The 24434-nt window shown below is 64.4% G+C and carries 28 protein-coding genes; 12 read left to right on the top strand and 16 right to left on the bottom strand.

What is annotated here, in order from left to right:
* Positions 1-6: 6 nt before the first annotated feature.
* Together ASG57_RS13900 and ASG57_RS13895 are read right to left on the bottom strand one after the other, a co-directional pair.
* Positions 7-228, bottom strand: a complete 222-nt coding sequence (locus ASG57_RS13900; protein WP_024339476.1) for a hypothetical protein — start codon at positions 226-228, stop codon at positions 7-9.
* A gap of 97 nt (positions 229-325) precedes the next feature.
* Positions 326-592, bottom strand: coding sequence for a DUF2277 domain-containing protein (locus ASG57_RS13895; protein ID WP_024339475.1), 267 nt, complete (start codon positions 590-592; stop codon positions 326-328).
* Between the two features lie 231 nt (positions 593-823).
* Here ASG57_RS13895 and ASG57_RS13890 point away from each other — a divergent pair, with 231 nt between their 5' ends.
* Both ASG57_RS13890 and ASG57_RS13885 read left to right on the top strand, forming a co-directional pair.
* Complete coding sequence (locus ASG57_RS13890; protein WP_024339474.1) at positions 824-1174, top strand: hypothetical protein; 351 nt, start codon at positions 824-826, stop codon at positions 1172-1174.
* Between the two features lie 71 nt (positions 1175-1245).
* Positions 1246-1848 (top strand): MSMEG_1061 family FMN-dependent PPOX-type flavoprotein, encoded by a 603-nt coding sequence (locus ASG57_RS13885; RefSeq protein WP_024339473.1) that lies wholly within the window; start codon positions 1246-1248, stop codon positions 1846-1848.
* 80 nt (positions 1849-1928) lie between these two features.
* Here ASG57_RS13885 and bfr read toward each other — a convergent pair whose 3' ends face one another.
* Together bfr and ASG57_RS13875 are read right to left on the bottom strand one after the other, a co-directional pair.
* Positions 1929-2417 (bottom strand): bacterioferritin, encoded by a 489-nt coding sequence (gene bfr / locus ASG57_RS13880; protein ID WP_024339472.1) that lies wholly within the window; start codon positions 2415-2417, stop codon positions 1929-1931.
* A 130-nt stretch (positions 2418-2547) separates the two neighbouring features.
* Positions 2548-2820, bottom strand: coding sequence for a (2Fe-2S)-binding protein (locus tag ASG57_RS13875; protein ID WP_024339471.1), 273 nt, complete (start codon positions 2818-2820; stop codon positions 2548-2550).
* Positions 2821-3421: 601 nt separating this feature from the next.
* Between ASG57_RS13875 and ASG57_RS13870 the strand changes: the two genes are divergently transcribed.
* Together ASG57_RS13870 and ASG57_RS13865 are read left to right on the top strand one after the other, a co-directional pair.
* The gene (locus tag ASG57_RS13870; RefSeq protein WP_024339470.1) at positions 3422-3745 is read left to right on the top strand and encodes a hypothetical protein; all 324 of its coding nucleotides are present in this window, start codon (positions 3422-3424) and stop codon (positions 3743-3745) included.
* Positions 3746-3956: 211 nt separating this feature from the next.
* Positions 3957-4241: a hypothetical protein gene (locus tag ASG57_RS13865; RefSeq protein ID WP_024339469.1), complete on the top strand. Its 285-nt coding sequence runs from the start codon at positions 3957-3959 to the stop codon at positions 4239-4241.
* A 77-nt stretch (positions 4242-4318) separates the two neighbouring features.
* Here the strand turns inward: ASG57_RS13865 and ASG57_RS13860 are convergent, their stop codons facing one another.
* Together ASG57_RS13860 and ettA are read right to left on the bottom strand one after the other, a co-directional pair.
* A complete protein-coding gene (locus ASG57_RS13860) occupies positions 4319-5545 on the bottom strand; it encodes a lytic murein transglycosylase (RefSeq protein WP_057196547.1) in 1227 nt (408 codons plus the stop codon).
* 7 nt (positions 5546-5552) lie between these two features.
* Complete coding sequence (gene ettA, locus ASG57_RS13855; RefSeq protein WP_057196546.1) at positions 5553-7202, bottom strand: energy-dependent translational throttle protein EttA; 1650 nt, start codon at positions 7200-7202, stop codon at positions 5553-5555.
* Between the two features lie 234 nt (positions 7203-7436).
* Between ettA and ASG57_RS13850 the strand changes: the two genes are divergently transcribed.
* Positions 7437-7652: a hypothetical protein gene (locus tag ASG57_RS13850; protein ID WP_057196545.1), complete on the top strand. Its 216-nt coding sequence runs from the start codon at positions 7437-7439 to the stop codon at positions 7650-7652.
* 129 nt (positions 7653-7781) lie between these two features.
* Positions 7782-8744: a D-2-hydroxyacid dehydrogenase family protein gene (locus ASG57_RS13845; RefSeq protein ID WP_057196544.1), complete on the top strand. Its 963-nt coding sequence runs from the start codon at positions 7782-7784 to the stop codon at positions 8742-8744.
* Between the two features lie 56 nt (positions 8745-8800).
* Here ASG57_RS13845 and ASG57_RS13840 read toward each other — a convergent pair whose 3' ends face one another.
* Positions 8801-10015, bottom strand: a complete 1215-nt coding sequence (locus ASG57_RS13840; RefSeq protein ID WP_035698168.1) for a L,D-transpeptidase — start codon at positions 10013-10015, stop codon at positions 8801-8803.
* A gap of 367 nt (positions 10016-10382) precedes the next feature.
* Between ASG57_RS13840 and ASG57_RS13835 the strand changes: the two genes are divergently transcribed.
* Positions 10383-11153 (top strand): hypothetical protein, encoded by a 771-nt coding sequence (locus ASG57_RS13835; RefSeq protein WP_024339463.1) that lies wholly within the window; start codon positions 10383-10385, stop codon positions 11151-11153.
* 43 nt (positions 11154-11196) lie between these two features.
* On the opposite strand, the gene sseA is transcribed toward ASG57_RS13835, so the two are convergent.
* The 3 genes from sseA to ASG57_RS13820 form a co-directional block, all read right to left on the bottom strand.
* Positions 11197-12054 (bottom strand): 3-mercaptopyruvate sulfurtransferase, encoded by an 858-nt coding sequence (gene sseA / locus ASG57_RS13830; RefSeq protein WP_057196543.1) that lies wholly within the window; start codon positions 12052-12054, stop codon positions 11197-11199.
* 131 nt (positions 12055-12185) lie between these two features.
* Positions 12186-12599 carry a rhodanese-like domain-containing protein gene (locus tag ASG57_RS13825; protein ID WP_024339461.1) on the bottom strand — a complete coding sequence of 138 codons (414 nt, stop codon included), beginning with the start codon at positions 12597-12599 and terminating at the stop codon, positions 12186-12188.
* Between the two features lie 128 nt (positions 12600-12727).
* A complete protein-coding gene (locus ASG57_RS13820; RefSeq protein WP_024339460.1) occupies positions 12728-13903 on the bottom strand; it encodes a vWA domain-containing protein in 1176 nt (391 codons plus the stop codon).
* 121 nt (positions 13904-14024) lie between these two features.
* Between ASG57_RS13820 and ASG57_RS13815 the strand changes: the two genes are divergently transcribed.
* Together ASG57_RS13815 and ASG57_RS13810 are read left to right on the top strand one after the other, a co-directional pair.
* Entirely contained in the window at positions 14025-14270 is a 246-nt protein-coding gene (locus ASG57_RS13815; protein WP_024339459.1) for a GlsB/YeaQ/YmgE family stress response membrane protein, read from the top strand.
* A 94-nt stretch (positions 14271-14364) separates the two neighbouring features.
* Positions 14365-15207: an AAA family ATPase gene (locus tag ASG57_RS13810; RefSeq protein ID WP_024339458.1), complete on the top strand. Its 843-nt coding sequence runs from the start codon at positions 14365-14367 to the stop codon at positions 15205-15207.
* A gap of 457 nt (positions 15208-15664) precedes the next feature.
* Here ASG57_RS13810 and ASG57_RS13805 read toward each other — a convergent pair whose 3' ends face one another.
* The 4 genes from ASG57_RS13805 to ASG57_RS13790 all read right to left on the bottom strand — a co-directional run bounded on the left by ASG57_RS13805 (position 15665) and on the right by ASG57_RS13790 (position 20050).
* Entirely contained in the window at positions 15665-17311 is a 1647-nt protein-coding gene (locus ASG57_RS13805) for a GMC family oxidoreductase (protein WP_057196542.1), read from the bottom strand.
* 129 nt (positions 17312-17440) lie between these two features.
* Positions 17441-18034 carry a GNAT family N-acetyltransferase gene (locus ASG57_RS13800; RefSeq protein WP_024339456.1) on the bottom strand — a complete coding sequence of 198 codons (594 nt, stop codon included), beginning with the start codon at positions 18032-18034 and terminating at the stop codon, positions 17441-17443.
* 108 nt (positions 18035-18142) lie between these two features.
* Complete coding sequence (locus tag ASG57_RS13795) at positions 18143-19069, bottom strand: SMP-30/gluconolactonase/LRE family protein (RefSeq protein ID WP_057196541.1); 927 nt, start codon at positions 19067-19069, stop codon at positions 18143-18145.
* 135 nt (positions 19070-19204) lie between these two features.
* Positions 19205-20050 carry an AraC family transcriptional regulator gene (locus ASG57_RS13790; RefSeq protein WP_057196668.1) on the bottom strand — a complete coding sequence of 282 codons (846 nt, stop codon included), beginning with the start codon at positions 20048-20050 and terminating at the stop codon, positions 19205-19207.
* A 169-nt stretch (positions 20051-20219) separates the two neighbouring features.
* Between ASG57_RS13790 and ASG57_RS13785 the strand changes: the two genes are divergently transcribed.
* The gene (locus ASG57_RS13785) at positions 20220-21323 is read left to right on the top strand and encodes a mandelate racemase/muconate lactonizing enzyme family protein (RefSeq protein ID WP_057196540.1); all 1104 of its coding nucleotides are present in this window, start codon (positions 20220-20222) and stop codon (positions 21321-21323) included.
* A 7-nt stretch (positions 21324-21330) separates the two neighbouring features.
* Here the strand turns inward: ASG57_RS13785 and ASG57_RS13780 are convergent, their stop codons facing one another.
* Positions 21331-21684 (bottom strand): hypothetical protein, encoded by a 354-nt coding sequence (locus ASG57_RS13780; RefSeq protein ID WP_057196539.1) that lies wholly within the window; start codon positions 21682-21684, stop codon positions 21331-21333.
* A gap of 185 nt (positions 21685-21869) precedes the next feature.
* On the opposite strand from ASG57_RS13780, the gene ASG57_RS13775 reads away from it, so the two are divergent.
* Entirely contained in the window at positions 21870-22094 is a 225-nt protein-coding gene (locus ASG57_RS13775) for a hypothetical protein (RefSeq protein WP_024339451.1), read from the top strand.
* 281 nt (positions 22095-22375) lie between these two features.
* Here ASG57_RS13775 and ASG57_RS13770 read toward each other — a convergent pair whose 3' ends face one another.
* A complete protein-coding gene (locus ASG57_RS13770; protein ID WP_057196538.1) occupies positions 22376-23032 on the bottom strand; it encodes a glutathione S-transferase family protein in 657 nt (218 codons plus the stop codon).
* A gap of 152 nt (positions 23033-23184) precedes the next feature.
* Between ASG57_RS13770 and ASG57_RS13765 the strand changes: the two genes are divergently transcribed.
* Positions 23185-24408 (top strand): polyhydroxyalkanoate depolymerase, encoded by a 1224-nt coding sequence (locus ASG57_RS13765; protein WP_156402675.1) that lies wholly within the window; start codon positions 23185-23187, stop codon positions 24406-24408.
* Positions 24409-24434: the final 26 nt, after the last annotated feature.

Below are 24434 nucleotides of genomic sequence, written 5' to 3'. Positions count from 1 at the left end.
CAGCAGTCAAGACGCCCCGGACGGATCATCCTTGCGCGGCAGCATGCCCATGCGCTCGAACTGCCAGCGCATGGCGCGATACCAGAGATAGCCGACCATCGTGCCGAGCAGCGTCAGGATGACGAGGTTGACGCTGCTGTATGAGCCGCTCCACCACATCATCCAGGCGGTCCACAGCACCGTGAAGGCGACGGCGCCTGCTTTCAGAGGAAGAAGAGGGCGGCTCATGTTCGTGCTCCGGGTTGCCAAAAGCCCGGCGAGCATCCTCGCGCGATCAGGCGACCTCTTCCGTGAGCCAGATCACGCAATAGCCTCCAGGGGAGAGCTAACCGAACCGCAGCCGCGAGCGCTCCTTCGCCTTCTCCGCCTCGACCTCCCGGTCGCGCGCCGGCGCGTGCGTATGCAGCGACGTCAGGAGTCTTCGCGCGGCGTCCGAGACTTCCGCCACGGCGCGTTCGAACACCTCCTCATTGGCCTGTGACGGCTTGTTGAAGCCCGACAGCTTTCGCACGAACTGCAGCGCGCTGGCGTGGATCTCGTCCTCGGTAGCCGGTGGCTCGAAGTTAAACAGCGTCTTGATGTTGCGGCACATGCAATCTCTCCGGATCTTTCCTCAACGACGAACGGCGGCGACGAAATCCTACATCCTCGCCCGCACGCCTGTTAAGTTCGGTGGCGCCCCTGAGCTTCACGCGGGCACGGCTTGATTTCGCATCGCATCATGCGCGCCTTGCCGCCGCATATTATTTGAGCATGCATTGTGATGGCAGCTCGGGCTTAATCGCATCAACGACACGAATCGAGACGCGATGAGGAGGATCGCATGCACAGGCTGGCTCTGTGCGTCTGGTTGGCTGCGACGATGCTGACGAACACCGCGTTCGCGCGCGACAACGGCCAGTACGACCACGTCCCGCCCGACATCCGCGCCTGGTTCAAGAGTGTGATCGCGCCGAACGGGGTTCCCTGCTGCGACATCTCCGATGGCCATCGCACCGAATACGACGTGCGCAACGGCGCTTATTGGGTGCCGATCGAGGGACAATGGACGGAGGTCCCGGAACGCGCCATCATCCGCAATCGCGGCAATCCGGTCGGCCAAGCCGTGGTGTGGTACGTCCATCACCGCGGCGCCGTCATCATCAGCTGCTTCGTGCCGGCTGATGCAGTTTAGCACGATGGATTTCGTTGGCTGGCGCGGCTTGATCGGGTAGCCTGATGCCAAGCTATAGCGGAGCCATGCCGTTGACCGATCTTAGCGCCAAAGACCTCGCCGCCATCTATGCCAAGCCGACTCCGCGCGTGATCGCGAAGGCGCGTCCCGCCATCGATGCGCATGCGAGGAAGTTCATCGAGATGTCGCCATTCTGCGTGCTCGCGACATCAGGCGCGGACGGCAGCGTGGATGCCTCGCCGCGCGGCGGCAGCATCGGCTTCGTCCGCGTCGCCGGCCCCAACCGGCTGTTGATGCCCGACCGCTCCGGCAACAACCGGATCGACAGTTTTCGGAACGTCGTCGAAGGCTCGGGCTTCGTGCATCTGCTGTTCTTCGTTCCCGGCATCGACGAGACGCTGCGCGTCGGCGGACGCGGCACGCTGTCGGCCGATCCGGATCTGCTCGCCACGATGGTGGAGTTCGGGAAGCCGCCGCGCGCCGTGCTGAACGTCGCCGTCAGCGAAGTCTATTTCCATTGCGGCAAGGCGCTGATGCGCTCGAAGCTTTGGTCGCCCGAGAAGGTGCAACGCTCGGTGATGCCGAGCATTGTCGAGGTCATTCACGACCAGACGGGCCTGGGCGAGCCGCAGAGTCAGCAGGCCGTGGAAGAGCTTTACAAGACGCAGTTGTAGCCGGGCAGCTTTCCAGACACGCCGTCTTGAGGCAGCAATGGCCAGGTCAGGCCTGGCCATGACGATGAAGCGAGAGGAGCTTAGTGCCCCTCCCCCTCGAGGCCGCCGACATGCTTCTGGGTGTAGAGCTCCAGACCGATGCGGCCGATCAGATCGAGCTGGGTCTCGAGGAAATCGATGTGGTGCTCCTCGTCGCTCATCAGCTTCTCGAACAGGTCACGCGTGACGTAGTCCTTGGCGCCGTGACAGTAGGTCGCCGCCTCCTGGTAGAGCGCACGCGCGCTCATCTCGGCAGCGAGGTCGCACTCGATGATCTCCTTGACGTTCTGGCCGATGCGCAGGGGATCAAGCACCTGCATGTTCGGAAAGCCGTCGAGGAACAGGATGCGCGCGGTGAGCTTGTCGGCATGTTCCATCTCCTCGATGGACTCCTTGCGCCAGACCTTCGCCATGTCCAGCAGGCCCCAATTGTCGAGAAAGCGGTAGTGCAGCCAGTACTGATTGATCGCAGTCAGTTCGTGACGCAGCGCCTTGTTGAGATAGTCGATGACTTTTGCGTCGCCCTGCATGGTTCACTCCAGTCTTGCAGTCCAAATCGGCCATAACCGTATTTAGAACGCTTCTAAATGAGTTCGTAGACCGGGGCAACCGGCTACGGAGACGCAGCCGGGGAAAACGCTGGGGAGGATGCTGAAGCTTTCAGCAGGCCGCGAGGGCAAACTCGGCGGGCTCGGCCGTCTCGTCATTGGCGGCCACGGCGTGGCTATGGGGGCAGCCGGCGCAGCATGAATCGGCGCAGGGTCCAAGCGCTTCATCGATGATGGTCTTGATAGTCCGGGCACACCGGCCGCATTCAGCGCTACAGCCGAGACATCCGTAGACCTGCTTGGCATGGCGCACGGCATCGTCGGACTCGGCGACGGCAGCGCGGATGTCGTCATCGCTCAGCACGTTACAGGAACAAACGATCATGGAAGCGGCACGCCCTTCGGTGATGCGTCATCATCGATATTTAACGGGCCGGCCGGATGCAAAAGGAAAAACCAGTATTTGAAGCTATTCCAAACTAGCCCGGACGCAGCCTAGATCGGCTCCAAAGCAGAGCGTTGCGCTGCATCAAGATTAGAGCGGATCTAGTCACCGCCGCCACCGCCGCCGCCGTCTCCGCCACCTCCACAATCGCCTCCGCTGCTGCCGCCCTCGCCACTGGAGCAGCTGCGAGTGTCAGCCGAGTTCCCCGACCCGGTGCCGGAAAACAAGTCTCTCAGGGAGGAGCCGTCGCTTATTCCGGCATAGGTGCTGCCGCCACTCCCGCCATCGCTCCCCGCTGTCACACGGGACCGCCGGGCGCGATTTTGGAGGTGTGTGATCCAACCGTAGCCGATCGCGAAAACGACCCCGGCGCCAATCAGTGCATTGATCATCGCCTTGCTCATTCTCGCCTCGTTGTCGGAGCTTCGGCCCGTGCCGGTTGGTCGTCCCCGGCAGGGGTGCCGTTCATTGATCATTCAATCGAAGTGTGGAACTCTGTTCCCAAAGAGTTCCCGCGTAATTTGTGCGAAAGGTCAAGCTCATGAAGAAGCCACTCCTGGCGGTGGTTGCCGTCGCCACCCTGGCCCTCACGGCCGGCACACCGGCCCAGGCGCAGCGCGGCGTCGCTGCGGGCGTGGCGGCCGGGATCATCGGCGGCGCCATCGTCGGCGGCGCGCTGGCATCTCCGTATTATTACGGACCTGGACCGGGCTATTACGAGCCGGGCTACTACCCGCCCCGCTATTACGCGCCCGCCCCCGCCTACGTCGTCGACGACTATTACGGCGGTCGCTGCATTTGGCAGAAGCAGCGCTTCTGGGACGGCTATGCTTGGCGCGCCCGCCGCGTCAGAGTCTGCCGTTGAGGCGCTGGAGCCCACCTCGGCATGGATGCACCGTTCATCTGGAAGCCTGAAAAAGACCGCTTTTTCTCGTCACAGCTCCGTGCGCGTTTACCGTGGATTGACCAATTGCGCGCTTCCTAGCTGCACGGCCAATTCCATCCGCGTCTGCGTGAACCTTTGAAACCCGAGCGCCCCTAACAAGGGGAGCCCATCTCCCAGGAGAGCCTTGAGCATGAAGAAGACACTAGTTGCCGTCCTGACGGTTGCGACGGTCGCCGGTTCGCTGGTGACCGCCACTCCGTCCGCGAAGGCCCATGACGGCATCGGCGCCGGCATCGCGGCCGGCCTGATCGGCGGCGCCATCGTCGGCGGCGCGATCGCGTCGAGCCGTCCCGCCTATGGCGGTCCCGTTTACGTGGCCGAGCCCGGCCCGCCGCCCCCGCCCTGCTATTGGCAGCGCCAGCGCTATTGGGACGGTTATGGCTGGGTCGTTCGCCCGGTCCGCGTCTGCTACTGATCTGATCGGCGCGCGCATTCGCGCCGCGATCGAAGCCCGGCCGAGCACCTCGGCCGGGTTTTTCGTTTGACCCTCTGCTATCGCGCCGCCTGGACCGCGCGCAGCACGTCTTCGCTCGGCCAGCAATCGACCTTGAGACCCGCCGACTTCTGGTAGGCGCCGAGTGCGGCGCGGGTCTGCATGCCGGCCTTGCCGTCGATCTTGTCCTTGTAGAGCCCGACCCGCGTGAGCTCGCGCTGCATGATCTCGACGTCCTTGGTGCGCAACTGCCTGGAAGCCGACCAACGTGTCGCGAAAGGCAACGGGCTCGTCATGCGATCGCTGAGGTGGCCGACGAACAGCACGTAGAGATCGGAGAAATTGTATTCCTTGATGACGAAGTAATTCTTCGTGGTCAGGAACGACGGGCCGTAGATGCCTTCGGGCTGGAGCAACGAGGCCGGCTGCGCTTGCTCGGCCGCGCTGAGTTTTTGGCCACGCACCGGAACAAAGCCTTCGCGCAGCCACTGGCCGATCGGCTTCGTCACCTCGGGCACGCCCATCGTGCAATCAACCTTCGCAGGAGCCTGCACCTCATAGGCCCAGCGAACGCCGCTCTGCCAGCCCTTGTTGACGAGCTGCTGCGCGGCGGAGGCCAGCGCATCCGGCACGGAGCGCCAGATATCGATGCGGCCATCGCCATCGGAATCGACGCCGTGCTTGTAATACTCCGAGGGCAGGAACTGCGTGAGCCCGGTGGCTCCGGCCCACGATGAGCGCATGTCCTTGCGCGTCACCACGCCTTCGCCGAGAAGCTTGAGCGAGAGGATGAATTCGTTGCGATACTGATCCTTTCGCCGGCCGACGTAGGCCTGCGTCGCCAGCACCCGGACGAGATCGTAAGGCAGCCTGTAGCGGCCGTAATCGGTCTCGCGGCCCCAGATCGCCAGCATCACGGTCGCCGGCACGCCTGAGTTCTTCTCGATCTCGGTCAGCACAGGGCGATATTTCTGCAGCAGCCGCTGCCCCTCGCCTGCGAGCCGCGCGATCGAGGCTTCCTTGACGTAGTCCGCCGGCACCTGGACGAACTCGGCCTGCGACGGGGCGCCGGTCGCGGGCCGCCCGGGTAGAAGCAGGTCCGGCAGCTTGTAGTCGGGCTCGAGCCCGCGCGTCTCTCGCTCGAACGTCATGCGAGAGACGCCTGCGGCCTGCGCTTCCGGCCAAAGCGAGGCGATGAACTGCGTGAAGCCAGCGTCTGCGGCGCGGCCGGACGTCGAGCCGCAGGTGAGCAAGATCAAAGCAGCGATGAACGTCCGCCGCATCATGCCGAGATCACCGCGTCAGTTTCTTGTACTTCACTCGGTGCGGAATGATGCTGTCCTGGCCGAGCCGGCGCATCTTGTCCTTCTCGTAGTCCTGGAAGTTGCCCTCGAACCATTCGACATGGCTGTCGCCCTCGAAGGCCAGGATGTGGGTCGCGATGCGGTCGAGGAACCAGCGATCGTGGCTGATGATGACGGCGCAGCCGGCGAAATCCTCCAGCGCCTCTTCGAGCGCGCGCAGCGTGTCGACGTCGAGATCGTTGGTCGGCTCGTCGAGCAGCAGCACGTTCGCGCCGGACTTCAGCATCTTGGCGAGATGCACGCGGTTGCGTTCGCCGCCGGAGAGCGCGCCGACCTTCTTCTGTTGGTCCGCGCCCTTGAAGTTGAAGGCCGAGCAATAGCCGCGCGAGTTCACTTCCTTCTTGCCGAGCAGGATCAGCTCGTTGCCGCCGGAAATCTCCTCCCACACGGTCTTCTTGCCGTCGAGCGCATCGCGCGACTGGTCGACGTAGCCGAGATGCACGGTCTCGCCGACCGTGATGGTCCCGGCGTCCGGCTTCTCCTGGCCGGTGATCATCCTGAACAACGTGGTCTTGCCGGCGCCGTTGGGGCCGATCACGCCAACGATGCCGCCGGGCGGCAGCTTGAAGGTGAGATTGTCGATCAGCAGGCGATCGCCGAAGCCTTTGCTGAGGCCGTCGAAATCGACCACGTTGGCGCCGAGCCGTTCGGCGACCGGAATGATGATCTGTGCGGTCTGGGTCTGCTTCTCGCTCGCCTTCTTGAGCAGCTCCTCATAACGCTGGTAGCGCGCTTTTGACTTGGCCTGGCGCGCCTTCGGCGATGACGCGACCCATTCCTGCTCGCGGGCGAGCGTCTTCTGGTGCGCCGCGTCCTCGCGGCCTTCCTGCTCGAGGCGCTTCTGCTTCTGCACCAGCCAGGACGAATAGTTGCCCTCGTAGGGAATGCCGCGGCCGCGGTCGAGCTCGAGGATCCAGCCGGTGACGTTGTCGAGGAAGTAGCGGTCGTGGGTGACGATCAGGATCGCGCCGGGATAGTTGCGCAGATGGCCTTCCAGCCACGACACGGATTCAGCGTCGAGATGGTTGGTGGGCTCGTCCAGCAGCAGCAGTTCAGGCTGGTCGAGCAGCAGCTTGCAAAGCGCGACGCGGCGGCGCTCGCCGCCGGAAAGCTTGGTCACGTCGGCATCGTCGGGCGGACAGCGCAGCGCGTCCATGGCCTGGTCGACCTTGCTGTCGAGATCCCAGAGGCCCTGCGCCTCGATCTCGTCCTGCAGCTTGGTCATCTCGTCGGCAGTTTCCTCGGAATAGTTGACTGCCAGTTCGTTGTAGCGGTCGAGGATCGCCTTCTGCTTGGCGACGCCCTGCATGACGTTCTCGCGTACCGACAGCTTGGGATCGAGCTGCGGCTCCTGTTCGAGGTAACCGACGCGGGCGCCTTCGGCGACCCAGGCTTCGCCGGTGTATTCCTTGTCGAGGCCGGCCATGATCCTGAGCAGCGTCGACTTGCCCGAGCCGTTGACGCCGAGCACGCCGATCTTGGCATCCGGGTAGAAGCTCAGGTGAATGTTATCGAGCACCTTCCGGGTCGGGTAGCTCTTGGTCAGGCCCTGCATGAAATAGATGAACTGGCGCGCCATCGGTCCCGTGAAACCTTCGATTTGAGGAAATTTGCTTGCCGCCGATGTAACGATCCCGCCCCCAAAGGGCAACGTTTTCCGTCCGTTCACCACGGATGAATACGGTCCGGATACCATCTCGCCGCTGATCCGGACAATTGAAACCATCTTTTAGTAAATCAGGCTGAAAGCTCGGTTTCGCGCGGAAACAGCGCCACCCGATCAGAACGAACGGGAGCACAGCGAGGCCGCATCATGTCTCTGACCGAGACCAGCTCTCTTCATGCTCCGGCAGAAGCCGGCCACGTCTCCGGGTTCGTCTCGGAGATCCAGGGCTTCTGGAAGCGCTTCTTCGCCGCCGCCTTCAACCCGTACCGGCCCGAGCTGCACTACATGCGCGGACCGGGCCCGGCCTGGCGCGCCAAGCACGGCATGGATGCGCCGCTCCGCCTGAAACCACGCAACTTCTGAGCCGCTCTCCGCTATCGGATTTTTGAAGGCGCGAGCAGCTTGCGTGCGGGTTGGATTGCGCGCAACCATGGCCAGGTTCCGAAGACGGCGCCCGCCAGCGCCCCCACCTCTCGCCATGGATGAACGCTGATGAGCCGGCTGCGCTGTGCAATTCTCGACGACTATTTCAATCTCGCCCTCGACGTTGCCGACTGGTCGAAGCTGTCCGACCGGGTCGACGTCACGGTGTTCAGGCACCCGTTCGCCTCCGAGCAGGCGGCGGCCAGCGCGTTGGCTGATTTCGACATCATCTGCGCGATGCGCGAGCGCACCGGATTTCCCAAGAGCCTCATCGAGGGCCTGCCGAAGCTGAAGCTGCTGCTGACCTCGGGGATGCGTAACGCTGCGATCGACATGCAGGCGGCCAAGGCGCGCGGCATTGCCGTTGGCGGCACGCAATATTCCCGCGATCCGACGGCGCCGCTCGCCATGGGCCTGATTCTGGAACTGACGCGCGGCATCGGCCGCGAGAACGCGCGCATGCACGCCGGAGAGCCCTGGCAGAGCTTTGCCGGCGTCGAAATCGAGGGGATGACGCTCGGTATCGTCGGGCTCGGCAAGCTCGGCAGCAAGATGGCCGGGATCGCGAAGGCTTTCGGCATGAACGTGATCGCCTGGAGCCCGAACCTCACGCCTGAGAAGTGCGGGGAGGTTGGCGTTGGCTATGCCAGCAAGGACGAGCTTTTCGCCAAGGCCGACATCGTCACCATCCATGTCGTGCTGAGCGAGCGCTCGCGCGGTCTCGTCAGCCGCGCCGATCTCGCGCGGATGAAGCCGACCGCCTTCCTCGTCAACACCTCGCGCGGGCCGATCGTGGACGAGCAGGCGCTGCTGGAAGCCTTGCAGCAGCGGCAGATCGCGGGCGCGGGGTTGGATGTGTTCGCGGTCGAGCCGCTGCCGATCGACCATCCTTTCCGCAAGCTCGACAACCTCGTGCTGACGCCGCATCTCGGCTACGCCACCTCGGACGGATTGCGCGCTCATTACGGTCAGATGGTGGAGGCGATCGATGCCTTCACAAGGAGCGGCGAACTGCCGCGCAAGCTGGCCTGAAACGACAATGGGCGTGCCAAGGCACGCCCATTGCAGTCGAGCTCTTCTTGCAGGGATCAGCGCACAGTGACCGGCGCAGGCAGCGGCGGCACGACGGTCGGCTGGGTGCCCGGGACGGGACCAGCCTGGGCCGACATTGGCGCCGGACCAGCAGTACCGGGTGCGGCAGCGCCGGGTGTCGGCGCCGCAGAGGCGGTCGCCGTTCCCGGCGGCGGGCCGCCCGGCAGCACCACGACGCGGGTGCCGACCTTGACGCGCTCGAACAGGTCGGAGACGTCCTCGTTGAGCATGCCGATGCAGCCGGAAGAGACGAACTTGCCGATGGTCGAGGGCTGGTTGGTGCCGTGAATGCGGTACACGGTCGAGCCGAGATACATCGCACGGGCGCCAAGCGGATTGCCGGGGCCGCCGGCCATGAAGCGCGGCAAGTAAGGCTGTCGTTCGATCATCTCGGTCGGCGGATGCCAATCCGGCCACTCGGCCTTGCGGGTGATCTTCTGCACGCCGGTCCAGGTGAAGCCGTCGCGACCCACGCGGACGCCGTAGCGGATCGCACGCCCATTGCCGAGCACGTAATAGAGGTAGGTGTTGGAGGTATCGACCACGAGCGTGCCGACCGGCTCCTTGGTCTGGAACGCGACCTCCTGGCGGCGCAGGTTCGGCGGCAGCTGCACCGGCGCGGCGTCGGGCTGCTCCTCGGGCGGCAGCGCGGCCAGCGTGATCGGCCGGCCATCGGCACCGACGGGCGGCTGCGCGGCCTGGACCGTCCCGGTCGCGGCGGGACCGCCAACAGCTTCCGGCGGACGCAGTCCGTCATTGCCAGGCGCCTGCTGACCCGGGCGATTGGCATAGATCACCGGCGGCGGATCGGCCGGCCGGCCATAACGGGGATCGTCGGGTGACATCACGGGGCCCTGCGGCGGCGCCGCCGAGTAGACCGGCGTGGCGCCAGCCGGACGACCATAACGCGGATCATCCGGCGACATCACCGGCCCTTGCGGGGGAGCGGCCGAATAGACTGGCGGACCTCCCATCGGGCGGCCATAGCGCGGATCATCAGCCGGACCGGGCGGCGGCAGCGATGCCTGCGGCATGGCTTCGTCGTCTTCGTCCAGCGCGTCGAAATTCGGCACGCGATCGCCGGGGCGGTATTCCGCCGGAGCTCCATAGCCCGGCACCTGCTGAACCGGATAGCTCTGAGCCTGAGCGAGCGAGGTTCCCGCCGCAGCGACTGTTGCGGCAGCGCATATCGTCAGAAAATGTTTGATCATCATCGCTCTTGTATAGTCCCCAAGCCCGATCGGACCGTTAACGGCCAGATGACGGAAGATAGCGGCACATTCAAGACATATCAGGCTTATTTGCGCCGGATTTGCCGATTTGTGATCCGCTAGACTACCGTTGCCCCGTTGCATCACGGGGCTGAAATCGTGTCGTGCCGTCCATTGAAGCGATGGTCGGCGGCGTTTTTCACGGAACGATGCGCAAACGTTGCGATATGGTCGAATCCGCCTGATTCGCCACCTTTTTGAGCTCCGATTCCATGCGGCGAACGCGGCAAGCAGTACCGTCACCGCGTTCAGATGGCTCTTGGGTCCCGGCCACGTCGCCGCCGGGGCGGAAATTCGCAATCGCTCGATGCTTCCCGGCTTTCGCTTCCTGTTTGCCGCGATCCTGCTGTCAACCTCCATCCTGGTGTTCGGCCTAGGGGCCGCCGCGCTGCTGCGGGCGACCCATCAGCAGTATGTCAGCAACCCTTCCTGGCGAAACGGTCCGCAGGAACAGGTGTTTGCGCAGGCGCCCGAGCCGGCCCAGCCCGTGCTCGCGGTGTTGCGAGCGGAGCCGGACGAGCCCGTAGCCGCCGCGCCGGAGCCGTCGCTGCGCGACCAGATACCGACGATCGGACTGCCGGCCCAGGAGGCCGAGCAGGTCGCCGCGCTGACGCCCGAACCGGACCCGCAGCCCGAAATGACTGCAACGCCGACCGAAGTCGCTGCGATCCGGCCCGTCGAGCCCGAAGCGGCCGCGGAGGTCGCAGAGGCGACACCGCGCGATACGCTCACACCAGACGACACCACGGCCTCGATCCCCCAGGCCGCGCCAGCCTCAGCCACATCCGAGTCGGCGCCTGCCCAGGTGGGCGCCGCCCTCCCCTCCTCGGCGCTCGAGGACACTTCAACGAAGCTATCGGCGCTGAACGATCCGACGGCGACGTCCGTGAAGGACACAGCAGCGAAAGCCAAGGTTGATGCCAAGCCTGACAGCAAAGCGATCAAATCCAAGGCCAAGGTGAAGAAGCGGCCTCGCGTGGTACGACGTCCGCCGCCTCAGCAATTGCAGCAACAGCTCGATCCGTTCGGTCAGCCGCAGCCGGCCTTCGCGACGACAACAACGGCGCGCTCGCGTTAACGCGCTTCTTCGCCTTAGGGCGAGAGGCGTACCGCCACCGACCTCACGCCGGGCCGGTCGCGATCGGCGGGCCGTCGGCCTGGCCCCATTCCGACCAGGAGCCGTCATAGAGCGCGGTGTCGGTGATGCCGAGGCGATAGAGCGCGAGCGTCAGCACGCCGGCCGAAACGCCGGAGCCGCAGCTCGTCACGATCGGTGCATCGAGCTTGACGCCGGCGCCCGCGAACGCCGCGCGGAGATCATCGAGGGGCTTCATGGTGCCGGTCGCGGTATCGAACAGCAGATTGTAGGGCACGTTGCGGGCGCCCGGGATGTGGCCGGAGCGGATGCCCGGCCGCGGCTCAGGCGCGCGGCCCTCGAAGCGGTCGGCGGCGCGCGCGTCGATCACCTGCTCGGCGCGGCTTTCCACGTTGGCGATCAGCTGCTGCATGCTGCGCACGCGCTTTGAATCATAGCTCGCCTCGAACGTTGCCGGCTTCGGCTTCACGTCGCCGCTTTCGACCGGGCGGCCCTCGGCGCGCCACTTCTTCAATCCGCCATTGAGAATGCGCACATTGCTGTGGCCGTAGGACAGGAACATCCACCACGCGCGGGGCGCCGCGACCCAGCCGCCGGCGTCGTAGAGCACGACCGTGTCCGCGTTGGAGATGCCGAGATTGCCGACGTCGCGGCCGAACTGCTCGGCGCTCGGAAACATGTGCGGCAGCGGGTTGGAATGATCCGACACCGCGTCGACGTCGAAGAATACCGCGCCCGGCAGATGCGCGGCGAGATAGTCGTCCTTCGGCAGCGGCAAGACCCCCGGCAACTTGAAGCTGGCGTCGAGGATCTTGACGTTGCCATCGTTGATGTGGGCGGCGAGCCATTCGGTGGAGACGAGGGGGTCGGTGGGGGCGATCATTGGAGTCCTCCGGCAATGGTCTCAGTCGTCATGGCCGGCTTGTCCCGGCCATCCTCGCTCTTTCTTGCGGCGAAGACGTGGATGCCCGGTCAAGCCCGGGCATGACGGAGCACGTGGTGAGGGTGTTCACCTCACCCCTTCTTCTTCGGCTCCCACTTCTCCGTCGGCCCTCCGGCATCGCGCCAGGCCGCATAGCCGCCGGCGATGTGGGCAACAGGCTTGAGGCCCATGTCCTGCGCGGTCTTGGCTGCGAGCGCGGAGCGCAGGCCGCCGGCGCAGTGGAAGACGAACTTCTTGTCCTCCTGGAAGATCGGCTTGGCGTAGGGACTCTGTGGATCGATCCAGAATTCGAGCATGCCGCGGGTGCACGCGAACGCGCCCGGGATGCGGCCGTCGCGCTCGATCTCGCGGGGATCGCGGATGTCGACGATGACGACGTCGCCGTTCTTGGATATCTCGATGGCGTCCTTGGCCGAGAGCGTCTCGATCTCGGCATTGGCCTCGTCGATCAACGCCTTGATGCCGCGGGTGATGGTCTGGGGCATATAGGTCTCCCTCTTGTTGGCATTACGGGGCGCGCGCAGCGCGACCCGGAATCCATTTCTCTGAATGCGCTGCGGCCCGGTGGATTCCGGGTTCGCGACTTCGCCGCGCCCCGGAATGACGGCGGGAGCTAGTGCGTCAATTCCTTCATCGCGGCTTCCAGCCCTTCGATCGTGATCGGATACATCCGGTTGGCAAAGATGCGCTTGATGATGGTGGTCGATTCCGAATAGTCCCAGTGCTTCTGCTGCACCGGGTTCAGCCACACCGTATGCGGATAGGTGCGGATGATGCGATCGAGCCAGACCGAGCCCGGCTCCTCGTTGACGTGCTCGACCGAGCCGCCGGGCACCATGATCTCGTAAGGCGACATCGAGGCGTCGCCGACGAACACGACCTTGTAGTCGTGCGGGTATTTGTGCAGCACGTCCCAAGTCGGCGTGCGGTCGGTGAAGCGGCGCTTGTTCTGCTTCCACACGCCTTCATAGAGGCAGTTGTGGAAGTAGAAATACTCCATGTGCTTGAACTCGCTCTTCGCCGCCGAGAACAGCTCCTCGACCTGCTCGATATGCGCGTCCATCGAGCCGCCGATGTCGAAGAACACCAGCAGCTTCACCGCATTGCGCCGCTCGGGGCGCATGTGCACGTCGAGATAGCCATGGTTGGCGGTCTCGCGAATGGTGGTGTCGAGATCGAGCTCGTCGGGCGCGCCGGTGCGGGCGAACTTGCGCAGGCGGCGCAGCGCCACCTTGATGTTGCGGATGCCGAGCTCGACATTGCCGTCGAGATCCTTGAACTCGCGCTTGTCCCAAACCTTCACGGCGCGGTTGTTGCGGTTCTTCTCCTGGCCGATGCGGACGCCCTCGGGATTGTAGCCGTGGGCGCCGAACGGCGAGGTGCCGGCGGTGCCGATCCATTTCGAGCCGCCCTGGTGGCGCCCCTTCTGCTCCTCGAGGCGCTTCTTCAAGGTCTCCATGAGCTTGTCCCAGCCCATGGCCTCGATCTGCTTCTTCTCTTCTTCGGTGAGATACTTCTCGGCGAGCTTCTTCAGCCACTCCTCGGGTATCTCCGCCTTCTCCATGGCATCGAGCAGATTTTCCAAGCCCTTGAACACCGTGCCGAAGACACGGTCGAACTTGTCGAGGTTACGCTCGTCCTTCACGAGCGAGGCGCGCGACAGATAATAGAAGTTCTCGACCGTGTAGTCGGCGAGATCAGCGTCGAGCGCCTCCATCAGCGTGAGGTATTCGCGCAGCGTCACGGGGACCTGCGCGTCGCGCAGAGAGGTGAAGAATTGCAGGAACATGGGTGACAGATTGCCCGTCGGGTGGCTGACGTCAAGGGCGGAGGCCCCTGCTCCGTACTGGACCGAGAGGCATTTTGCTCTAGAATTGGCGGCCATACGGGGTTGTTTGGGGACATTTGCAATGGGAATTGTCGCAGCGCTCATCATTGGCGCGATCGCCGGCTGGCTTGCCGGCAAGATTGTCCACGGGGCGGGATTTGGGCTGGTCGGCAACATCGTCGTCGGCATCATTGGCGCCCTGGTTGCAAGCTGGGTGCTGCCCCAGCTCCACATCCAGCTGGCAACGGGCACGATCGGCGCCATCGTGGACGCCACGATCGGTGCGGTGATTGTGCTCGTCATCCTTTCGCTGATAAAACGGGTCTGAAAGCCTGACCGAACCAGGAACGGCCGCCATGCGCGGCCGTTCGCTTGTCGTGACCAAGGCATTGCCCTGGGACGACGACCAACAAGGACGTGCGATGAAATTTACCGGCACCAAGGACTATGTTGCGACCGACGACCTCAAGGTCGCCGTCAATGCCTCGATCGTGCTCGAGCGCCCGCTCCTGGTGAAGGGCGAGCCCGGCACCGGCAAGACGGTGCTGGCGGAGGAAGTGGCCAAAGCGCTGAACGCGCCGCTGCTCACCTGGCACATCAAGTCCACCACCAAGGCGCAGCAGGGCCTCTACGAATACGACGCGGTGTCGCGCCTGCGCGACAGCCAGCTCGGCGATGCCCGCGTGTCCGACATCAAGAACTACATCAAGCGCGGCAAGCTCTGGGAAGCCTTCACCGCCGAGCAGCGCCCGGTGCTGCTGATCGACGAGATCGACAAGGCCGACATCGAATTCCCGAACGACCTCCTGCTCGAGCTCGACCGCATGGAATTCCATGTCTACGAGACCGGCGAGACGATCAAGGCGAAGCAGCGCCCGATCATGATGATCACCTCCAATAACGAGAAGGAGCTGCCGGACGCATTTCTCCGCCGCTGCTTCTTCCATTACATCAAGTTCCCCGACGCCGACACGATGGGCCGCATCGTCGACGTCCATTTCCCCGGCATCAAGAAGCGCCTCGTCGAGGAAGCGCTGCGCATCTTCTTCGAGGTGCGCGAGGTGCCCGGCCTGAAGAAGAAGCCGTCGACCTCGGAGCTGCTCGACTGGCTCAAGCTGCTGCTCAACGAAGACATGAGCGCCGAACAGCTGCGCGAGCGCGACCCGCGCAAGCTGATCCCGCCGCTGCACGGCGCGCTGCTCAAGAACGAGCAGGACGTGCATCTGTTCGAGCGACTGGCGTTTCTGAGTCGCCGGGAAGTGTAGGAAGCAAGCGGACCTGCGAGAGCGCTCCGCCGCTGCCCCAACCACCGACGTCTTTCCCCGCGAAAGCGGGGGATCCAGTACGCCGCGCGGCGTGTCGATTGAATCACTCCTGTCTCGGAGTACTGGACCGCCCGGTCAGCCGGGCGGTGACAGTGAGAGTGTCGCACGTGCCCGCCTCACTGCGACGATCGGACGGCTTATGCCGCGTTCTCCCGCGAGCCAAGTTCGTTCCGGTCTCCTCCACCCGCGCGAAAGTCGCCGGGATCGCGCCACTGACGCGATTGCCGCACTCGCCAACGCTTGGATGCGCTGAGATCAGGAAAGACTTCAGAGAACGGCCAGGCCTTGGCGAAATCCGCCTTTGTCAGCTCAGGATGTCGCTGACCGCAAGCAGATCTCTCTTGGTGTGGCCAGATTTTTCCTAGCGCTCGATATCGTAACCTACCTTATCAAGCTCTCATGCCATCGCCGCGTCCGGAATGCGCGCGGCTTCCATCGGCTGCTTGCCGCGGATCAAGTCCGAGGCGCGGTCCGCGATCATCATCGTCGAGGCATTGAGGTTTGCCGAGATCATGCGCGGCATCACGGACGCATCGATCACGCGCAGGCCCTCCAACCCGTGGACGCGGAGCTGGTCGTCGACGACCGCCCAGGTGGAATCCGCAGGGCCCATGCGGCAGGTGCAGCCGGGATGGAAGGTGGTGGTGCCGCGCTGGGTGGCCGCCTGCAAAAATTCGTCGTCGGTGTTGACGTTGGGGCCGGGGAAATCCTCGTAGGCGTAATAGGGCGACAGCGGCGCGCTCTTCAGAAGCCGGCGGGCGAGCTTCATGCCGCCGACGACGACGCGGCGGTCGAGCTCGGCGTCGAGATAATTGGTCTGGATGATCGGCGGCGCGAACGGATCGCTGGAGCGGATGCGGACATAGCCGCGGCTCTCGGGGCGCTGCTGCCAGGACGCGACGGTCATGCCCGGCTCGTCCTCGAGCTGGCCCTGCACGCCCTCCTTGTAGCTCGCTGGCGTGAAGGTAAGCTGGAGGTCGGAGCTCTCCGCGCTCTCCCCGGAATGCCAGAAGCAATAGACCATGGTCGGTGACAGCGAGAGCAGGCCGCGCCGCGCGGTCGCCCATTTCATGGCTTCGATCCACAGCGAGACGCCACGGCGGAGCTCGTTGATGGTCTTGATGTTCTTGACGCGCGCGACCGTGCGCGGCGCATAATGATCCTGAAGGCCTTCGCCGACCGGCAACGAGTGACGCACCGCGATGCCGTGCTGCTGCAGCAGATCGGGTGAGCCGATCCCGGAGAGCTGCAAGAGCTGCGGCGAATTATAGCTGCCGCCGGAGAGGATCACCTCCTTGTTGGCCCGCACCTCGACGGGGTGCCCCCCGCGTCCGCCCTTCATGTAGCGCACGCCGACGGCGCGCTTGCCCTCGAAGATGATCTCGGTCGCGTGGGCATGCGTGTGCACGTGCACGTTCGGCCGCTTCATCGCCGGCTTGAGGAACGCGGTGGCCGCGGAGACGCGCAGGCCGTTGTTGATGGTGCGCTGGCAGTAGGAAACGCCTTCCTGCGTCTTGCCGTTGTAATCGGGATTGCGGGGAATGCCGAGCGAGACCGCGCCCTCCATGAAGGCCTCGCAGAGCGGATCGCGCCAGTCCATCGTGGTGACGGTGAGGCCGCCCTCGCGGCCGCGATAAGTGTCCTCGCCCTCGCCGATGCGCTTCTCCAGCCGCCGGAAGTAGGGCAGCACGTCGGCATAGCCCCAGCCGCGATTGCCCATCTGCGCCCAGGTGTCGAAGTCCATGCGCTGGCCGCGATTGTAGATGTGGCCGTTGATCGAGGACGAGCCGCCCAGCGTCTTGCCGCGCGGCGCATAGATGCTGCGGCCACCGGTCCAGGGCCCAGGCTCTTGCTGATAGGCCCAGTTGATGCTCTTCATGTGGAAGGTCTTGATGAAGCCCGCCGGCAGATGGATGTAGGGATGCCAATCCCTCGGGCCAGCCTCGAGCACGCAGACGCTGGTGTTGGGATCCTCGCTCAGCCGGCTGGTGAGCACGCAACCGGCGGAGCCCGCGCCGACGATCACATAATCAAATCTGTCCATGGTGCCTCGGGCGCCCCTATCGTGTCGTGAGATCAGGTAAATTGCAGCCGCACGTGCCAACACCTCTGGCGCGACCTCTCCCTATGGGAGAGGTGATCGAGCTCGCGGCAAGATTGGTGCACATCATGACTAGCGCGGCTTGTCGTTGAGCTGGAATTCCAGATGCGCCTGCACCGTCGGCCATTCGGCGGCGGTGATGCTGTAGACCACGGTGTCGCGCAAGGTGCCGTTCGGCGCGACCTGATGGCTGCGAAGGATGCCGTCCTGCTTGGCGCCCAGGCGCTCGATGGCGCGGCGGCTCTGGTGGTTGAAGAAATGGGTGCGGAACTCGACTGCGATGCAGTTCAGCGTCTCGAAGGCGTGTCGCAGCAGGAGCAGCTTGCACTGCGTGTTGAGCGGACCGCGCTGCGCGCTCTTGCCATACCAGGTGGAGCCGATCTCGACGCGGCGATTGGCTGCATCGATGTTCATGTAGGTCGTCATGCCGACGATCCTGCCGGTCGAATCGAACACGGTGAAGGGCAGCATCGAGCCCGCGGCCTGCAAGGCCAGGCGGCGGTCGATCTCCTTCGCCATGCCTTCCGGCGTTGGGACTGCGGTGTACCAGAGCTTCGACAGCTCGCCGTCCTTGACGGCCTCGATCAGTCCCTGGCGGTGATCATGCGTCAGCGGCTCGAGCCGGGCGTGCTGTCCGCGCAGGGTTACGGGATCGGGCCAGGGCATTGAAAGTCTCTCCTTCGTCATTGCGAGCGAAGCGAAGCAATCCAGAGTCTTACCGCAGAAGCAGTCTGGATTGCTTCGTCGCTTCGCTCCTCGCAATGACGGCTTGGCTCACTTATTCAAGAAATTCAACGGCAAACCGCCGCGCGGCCAGTCCATGGCGATCAACTCACCCTTGCCCGACAGCGTGATGTAGGCGGTCTTCAGCTCGGGGCCGCCGAAGGCGATGTTGGTGGTCACGCGGTCGCCGGTCGGGACCTGCTCGACCAGCGTGCCGTCGGGCGCGATCACCGAGATGCAGCCGGAGACGAGCGTGGCGACGCAGACGTTGCCGCCGGCTTCTACCGCGAGCGAATCGAACATCTGGTAGCCGCCGAGGCCGCAGATCGGCTTGCCCCGCTCGCCGCGATAGATCACATCGCGCGGCTTCAGCGTGCCCGGGGCCGAGAGCTCATAGGCCCAGAGCCGCCCGGTCGGCGTCTCCGCGATGTAGACAGTGTTCTCGTCCGGCGACAGGCCAATGCCGTTCGCCGGCAATATGCCATGCACGATCTCGACAAGCTCGCTCATGCCGGGCTTCAGATAATACATGCCGCCGACGTCCATCTCGCGTGCGCGGCGCTTGCCGAGATCGGAGAACCAGAGGCCGCCCTGCTTGTCGAAGACCAGATCGTTCGGCCCGCGCAGATCGTGCGCGCCGCATTTCGTCACGACGGTCTCGACCTTGCCCGTTTGCAGGTCGACGCGCTGGATCGAGCCGCCGAGATAATCGTCGGGCTGCGGACCCGGCATGATCATGTTGCGGGTCGGTATCCAGGAGAAGCCGCCATTGTTGCAGATGTACATCTTGCCGTCGGGCCCGAGGGCAGCGCCGTTCGGGCCGCCCGGAATCTTGGCGACGATCTCCTTGCGGCCATCTGGATAAACACGGGTCAGGCGCTGGCCCCGGATCTCCACCAATACCACCGAACCGTCCGGCATCACGACCGGCCCTTCCGGAAATTCGAGGTCGGTGGCGAGAACGCGGATGTTGGACATGTGGGACCCTCCCGGCTGCTTGTTATGGCTTGCACGGGATGTCCGGCACGGGCCCCGCAGGCAAGATTTGCCTGCGGTTATGACAAAGTCGCCGGGGCTTGCCAAGCAAGCGAGGCGGTATGCCAGCGTTGCGCGCTACTCTCGCACCGGCAGCCAGATCTCGAAGCCGCCATGGCCGGTTGAGGGATCGAATGTCTCGTCGTAGCGCTCGAAGTTCGGCGCATCCGCGGCTTTCAAGCCCGAGGCGGGCAGCCATTGATTCCAGATCGTGTTCGCCGTGCGCCGGATCGAGGCGACGTGGTCCTCGTGGGTGAACACGGCATAGCGCTGCTCGGGGATGCGGATACGCCCGTAGCGGCGCGGCAGATCGGAGAAATCGGCGACCTCGACACCCGCGATGTAGTCGAAATTGCCGGCATCGTCGCCATTGCAGCAGACGCCATAGGCGGCTTGATTTTTTCCTTGGCCGACGCTCGCCGGAATGTCGGCGACCTCCTGCTGAAAGCGATGCCACAGGCCGGGGATCATGGCGCCGTTGTCGCAGGAGATGCGCGCGACGGGTCCGGCGACCAGGAAGGTCTTTGCGGTTTCGAAACGCGGCGGGGCAAGATGGTCGAGCATGGTGGAGTCCATGAGGATCGGCTCCTGTAGCCTGAGATGGCTGACGCAAGTCGTGGCCCGGACCGCTTCGGGCGTGGTGCCGAACTGGTCGCGGAACGCGCGGGTGAAGGCTTCGTGCGAGCCGTAATCCGCCTCCAGCGCCAATGACAGGATGTCGGGTGCGCCCCTTGCCAGGCTGCGCGCCGCTTCCGTCAGCCGTCGCGCGCGCACGTATCGCATCACGGGAAATCCCGTGGCTGCGGCAAACGCACGCACGATGTGGAACCGTGACACGCCCGATATCGCAGCGATCTGGTCGAGCGTCATCGGCTCGGCCAGATGGCTCTCGATATACCAGAGCGCTCGCTGGGCTGGGTTCACGGTGATCGTCCTCGTTCGAAGCGCGGCAATGATGCGACCGTCGGTACCGATCTGCTTGATCGGCATTGCTATCCTTTGCATGAGGATAGTCCCGGAATAGCCACTGGCAACGCCCCGGCGTTCGTGGCTACACTCCTAGAAACCGCTCACGAGAAAGAGGAACCGGATCATGGAAATCACCGATGTGCGGGCGCACCATATCCGCATTCCCTATGACGCCGGTGTCGCGAGCTTCCGCCAGGGCGCTTCGGCCATTTCCGCGCTCGATATGGTGCTCGTGGAGGTCACGACCGATTCCGGATTGACCGGCTGGGGCGATGCCTTCGCCTATGTCTGCCCGCGCACCACGCGCAGCGCCGTCGAGGAGATGATCGCGCCGCAGGCCCACGGACTGAAGGTGCCCGACGCGGCCGGCATTCCCGCCGCGATGGAGCAGATCCAGCGCAATCTGCATTTGTTCGGCCGCTACGGCATCACCATGTTCGCGATCTCCGGGCTCGATATCGCATTGTGGGACCTGGCTGCGAAGATCGAGGGCGTTCCCCTGCATCGCCTGCTCGGCGAGATCAGGCGCACGGCGATCCCGGCCTACGCGAGCCTGTTACGGATCGGCTCGCCCGACAACATCGCCAGTGAATGCAGGAAGGCGCTCGCGCTCGGCTATGGCGCGATCAAGCTGCACGAGACGACGGCGCCGGCGGTGTTTGCCGCGCGCGAAGCGATCGGGCCAGAGATTCCGCTGATGGTCGACATGAACTGTCCACTCACCGGCGAGCAGGCGATCGCGTTCGCGAAGACATGCCGGGATGCGCAACCGATGTTTCTGGAGGAGCCGGTCTGGCCGCCGGAAGACTTTGCCACGCTTGCCGAGGTGCGCGACCAGGGTGGCCTCGGCATTGCTGCCGGCGAGAACGCCTGCACCGAATATCAATTCCGCCAGATGATGGAAGCGGGCGCGGTGAGCCACGCCCAGCCCTCGGTGATCAAGGTCGGCGGCATCAGCGAATTCCTGAAGGTCGCCGCGCTGGCCGATCGGCGCGGCATCAAGATCGTCCCGCATTCGCCGTATTTCGGTCCGGGCCTGCTGGCCACGCTGCACCTGCTCGCGACACGTGACGATGGTCTGGTCGAGATATTTTATCTCAAGCGCGAAGCTTGCCTTTGGGGCGGCCGAGCGGACAGCGATGCCACCGGACATGTCGCCGTGCCGACAGGCCCGGGGCTCGGCTATGAGCCGGATCGTGGCGTGATGGAGTGCTATCGCGTGACGTGATCGCCGCTTACTTCCCGTCCTTCGCGGGCGCCGCGTCCTGCTTCTTCTTCAGATCGTCGGCGAACTTCGCCTGCGCGGCCTGAAGATCGGCGAGCGTCTTCTGCATGCCGGCGAGGCTCGTCTTCAGCGCATCGATCTGGCGACCCGCAGCATCCAGCTTCTGCTGGTGATCGAGATTGAGCTTGGTGATGGTCTTCTGCAGGAAATCTACGTTGCTCTGAAGACAGCTGGTACGCCGCTCCATGGTCTTCTCGACCGTGCAGATCTCGATGCCAGGCACGTCCTGCGCGTGCACAGGCAGGGCTACCTGCGTGACGAGCAGCAACATTGCGAAACAAATGCCGGGTCCTCGAAGCAGCATGAAGGTTCCTCATCCAATCGTTCACGGCAATGTGCACTGTTTGTGCACGGCCACGCGACGCTACCACACTCGTACCGCATTCTCGCGGTGAGCTTGCGCTTGTTCCCTCGGACGGGGAACGATGATCCGCGCGCGGAAAGAAGTGGGCGCTCTATCCGCGGCTTTGTTTAGGGGAGAATATTGGAATGGCAACGCGCGATAGACGTTTGGCGGAATTCGATGGCGCCGGAGAACCACCGCCAGGCCTGCCACTCGAAGTGCTATGCGAGGATCACAGCGGAACGTATCAGCTGCCGTTCGCCTGCCGTTATGTCGAGGGACGCTGGCAGAACCATGAGGCCGGCATTGCGGTCGAAGCAACCGTGATCGGCTGGCGCCTGCCGCGCGTGAAGCAGCGCGGGGCCGCCTGAAGGCAGTTTCTGTTTCAAAATGCGACGGCGCCGCGCTCCGGCTTAACCTCCGGAACGCGGGCCGAACGAATCGCGTCCGAATCAGCGGAAGCGCCGTGTACGCGCCTGTTCACGGCTAGATGTCGCGACGGCTCCGCAGGCACGCACAACATCTCTGCGGCGCGGGGGATCGCCCAAGCCTGGCCCCGGCTCCAAAGGTTAATCGTCGCAAGGGTGGAGCTATCCGGGCTGCCTCGGGAGGACTTCGGCTGCCGAAACAGGCAGGGCTGCGCAGCACCTGCCTAATATTCGACCTCGAGTTCCTCGATCTCGGCCGGCTCCTCCCTCGCCGCCGCGACCCATTCCTGCATCTCCGGCATCGCCATGATGGTGTCGGCATAGGCCTGCAGCGGCGGCGCGAGCTTGACGTCATAGGTCACGAAGCGCGTCACCACCGGGGCGTACATGGCATCCGCCATGGTGCGCTGCGCACCGAACAGGAAGGGGCCGCCGGATTTCTCCAGGCAGTCGCGCCAGATGAACCAGACCCGGTCGATGTCGGCCTGTGCCCGGGACCAGATCTTGAAGCCGGGAAAGTGTCCCTTCAGGTTGACCGGCAGCGAGGCTCGGAGCGTGGTGAAGCCGGAATGGATTTCGCCCGAGATCGAGCGGCAATGCGAGCGCTGAATGCGGTCGGCCGGCAACAGCCCGGCGTCCGGCATCACCTCGTTGAGATATTCGGCAATCGCCAGCGTATCCCAGACCACGGCGCCCTCGTGCCGCAGGCACGGCACCAGGATGGACGACGACAGCAGCAGGATCTCGGCGCGCGCTGACGCATCATCCGGTGCGGTGACGATCTCCTCGAAATCCAGCCCGGAGAATTTCGTCAGCAGCCAGCCACGCAGCGACCAGGACGAGTAATTCTTGCTGCTGATGGTCAGTGTCGCCTTCGCCATATGGCCCCTTCCCTCGTCCCGACATCGGCCCGGTTGCCCGCGGCCCGCGCTTGCCGCGGCATAAGCAGCAAGCGACGTGCCAGTTTGGGAGGCCGCGACTGTCGTCTGGCGTCCTTATTGCATGGCAGCAGGGGACGGATGGGCATTTCAGTATGATGTCGATGTATTATCAGGCCTTTCAGAACCACATGGACCTGACGGCGCCGTGGCGGGCGGGGGCTTCGTCTGCGCTCAAATTCCTCAACCTGGTGCCGCAGGGCGCGTCCGATCAGGTCATCGGCCGGCTGTCGGCGGCGTTGGAGCTGATCTCGCGCTCCACCCTCACTTATGACCGTCCCGCCTACGGCATCGACAGCGTCATGGTGGGCAACCGCGAGGCCGCCGTCACCGAGGAGATCGCCTACGCAACTCCGTTCGGTTCACTGCTGCACTTCAGAAAGGAGGGCGTGGGCGAGCAGCCGCGCATGCTGCTGGTGGCGCCGATGTCCGGCCACTTCGCGACGCTGCTACGCGGCACCGTGAAGACGCTGCTCCAGGACCACGACGTCTACATCACCGACTGGCACAATCCGCGCGACATTCCGCGCAGCGAAGGCCGCTTCGGGCTCGACGACTACACCGAGCACCTGATCGATTTCCTCGGGCAGCTCGGCCCCCGCCCGCATATGGTTGCGATCTGCCAGCCGTCGGTGTCGGCTCTCGCGGCCGCCGCGATCATGTGCGAGGACAATCATCCCGCGCGGCCGGCGACGCTGACGCTGATGGCCGGGCCGATCGACACGCGGATCCAGCCGACCAGGGTCAACGAATTCGCCAAGAGCCGGCCGATCGAGTGGTTCGAGCGCAATCTGATCAACTACGTGCCGGTGCAGTGCCGCGGCGCGCTCCGCAAGGTCTACCCCGGCTTCGTTCAGCTCACCGCCTTCGTCTCGATGAATCTGGAGCGCCACATCAAGCAGCATCTCGATCTCGCCAACCACATCGCCAAGGGCGAGACGGAGAAGGCCGCGACGATCAAGACTTTCTACGACGAATATTTCGCGGTGATGGATCTTCCGGCGGAGTTCTACATCGAGACCGTGCGCGACGTGTTCCAGGAGCACCTCCTGCCGCAGGGCAAACTGATGCATCGCGGCCGCCCCGTGAACACAAAGGCGGTCAACCGCATGGGCCTGATGACGGTCGAAGGCGAAAAGGACGACATCTGCTCGATCGGGCAGACGCTGGCCGCGCAGGACCTCTGCACGGGCGTGCGCGCCTATCGGCGCGTCCACCACATGCAGGCCGGCGTCGGCCATTACGGCGTGTTCTCCGGCAAGCGCTGGAACAACGAGATTTATCCGCTGCTGCGCGATTTCGTACACGTTAATTCGTGAGCAGCGTGGTGCAGTCGCGGAACTGG

This window comes from Bradyrhizobium sp. Leaf396 (assembly GCF_001424605.1).
In the GTDB taxonomy this organism is placed as follows: domain Bacteria; phylum Pseudomonadota; class Alphaproteobacteria; order Rhizobiales; family Xanthobacteraceae; genus Bradyrhizobium; species Bradyrhizobium japonicum_C.
This window is presented reverse-complemented; position numbering and strand designations above follow the sequence as displayed.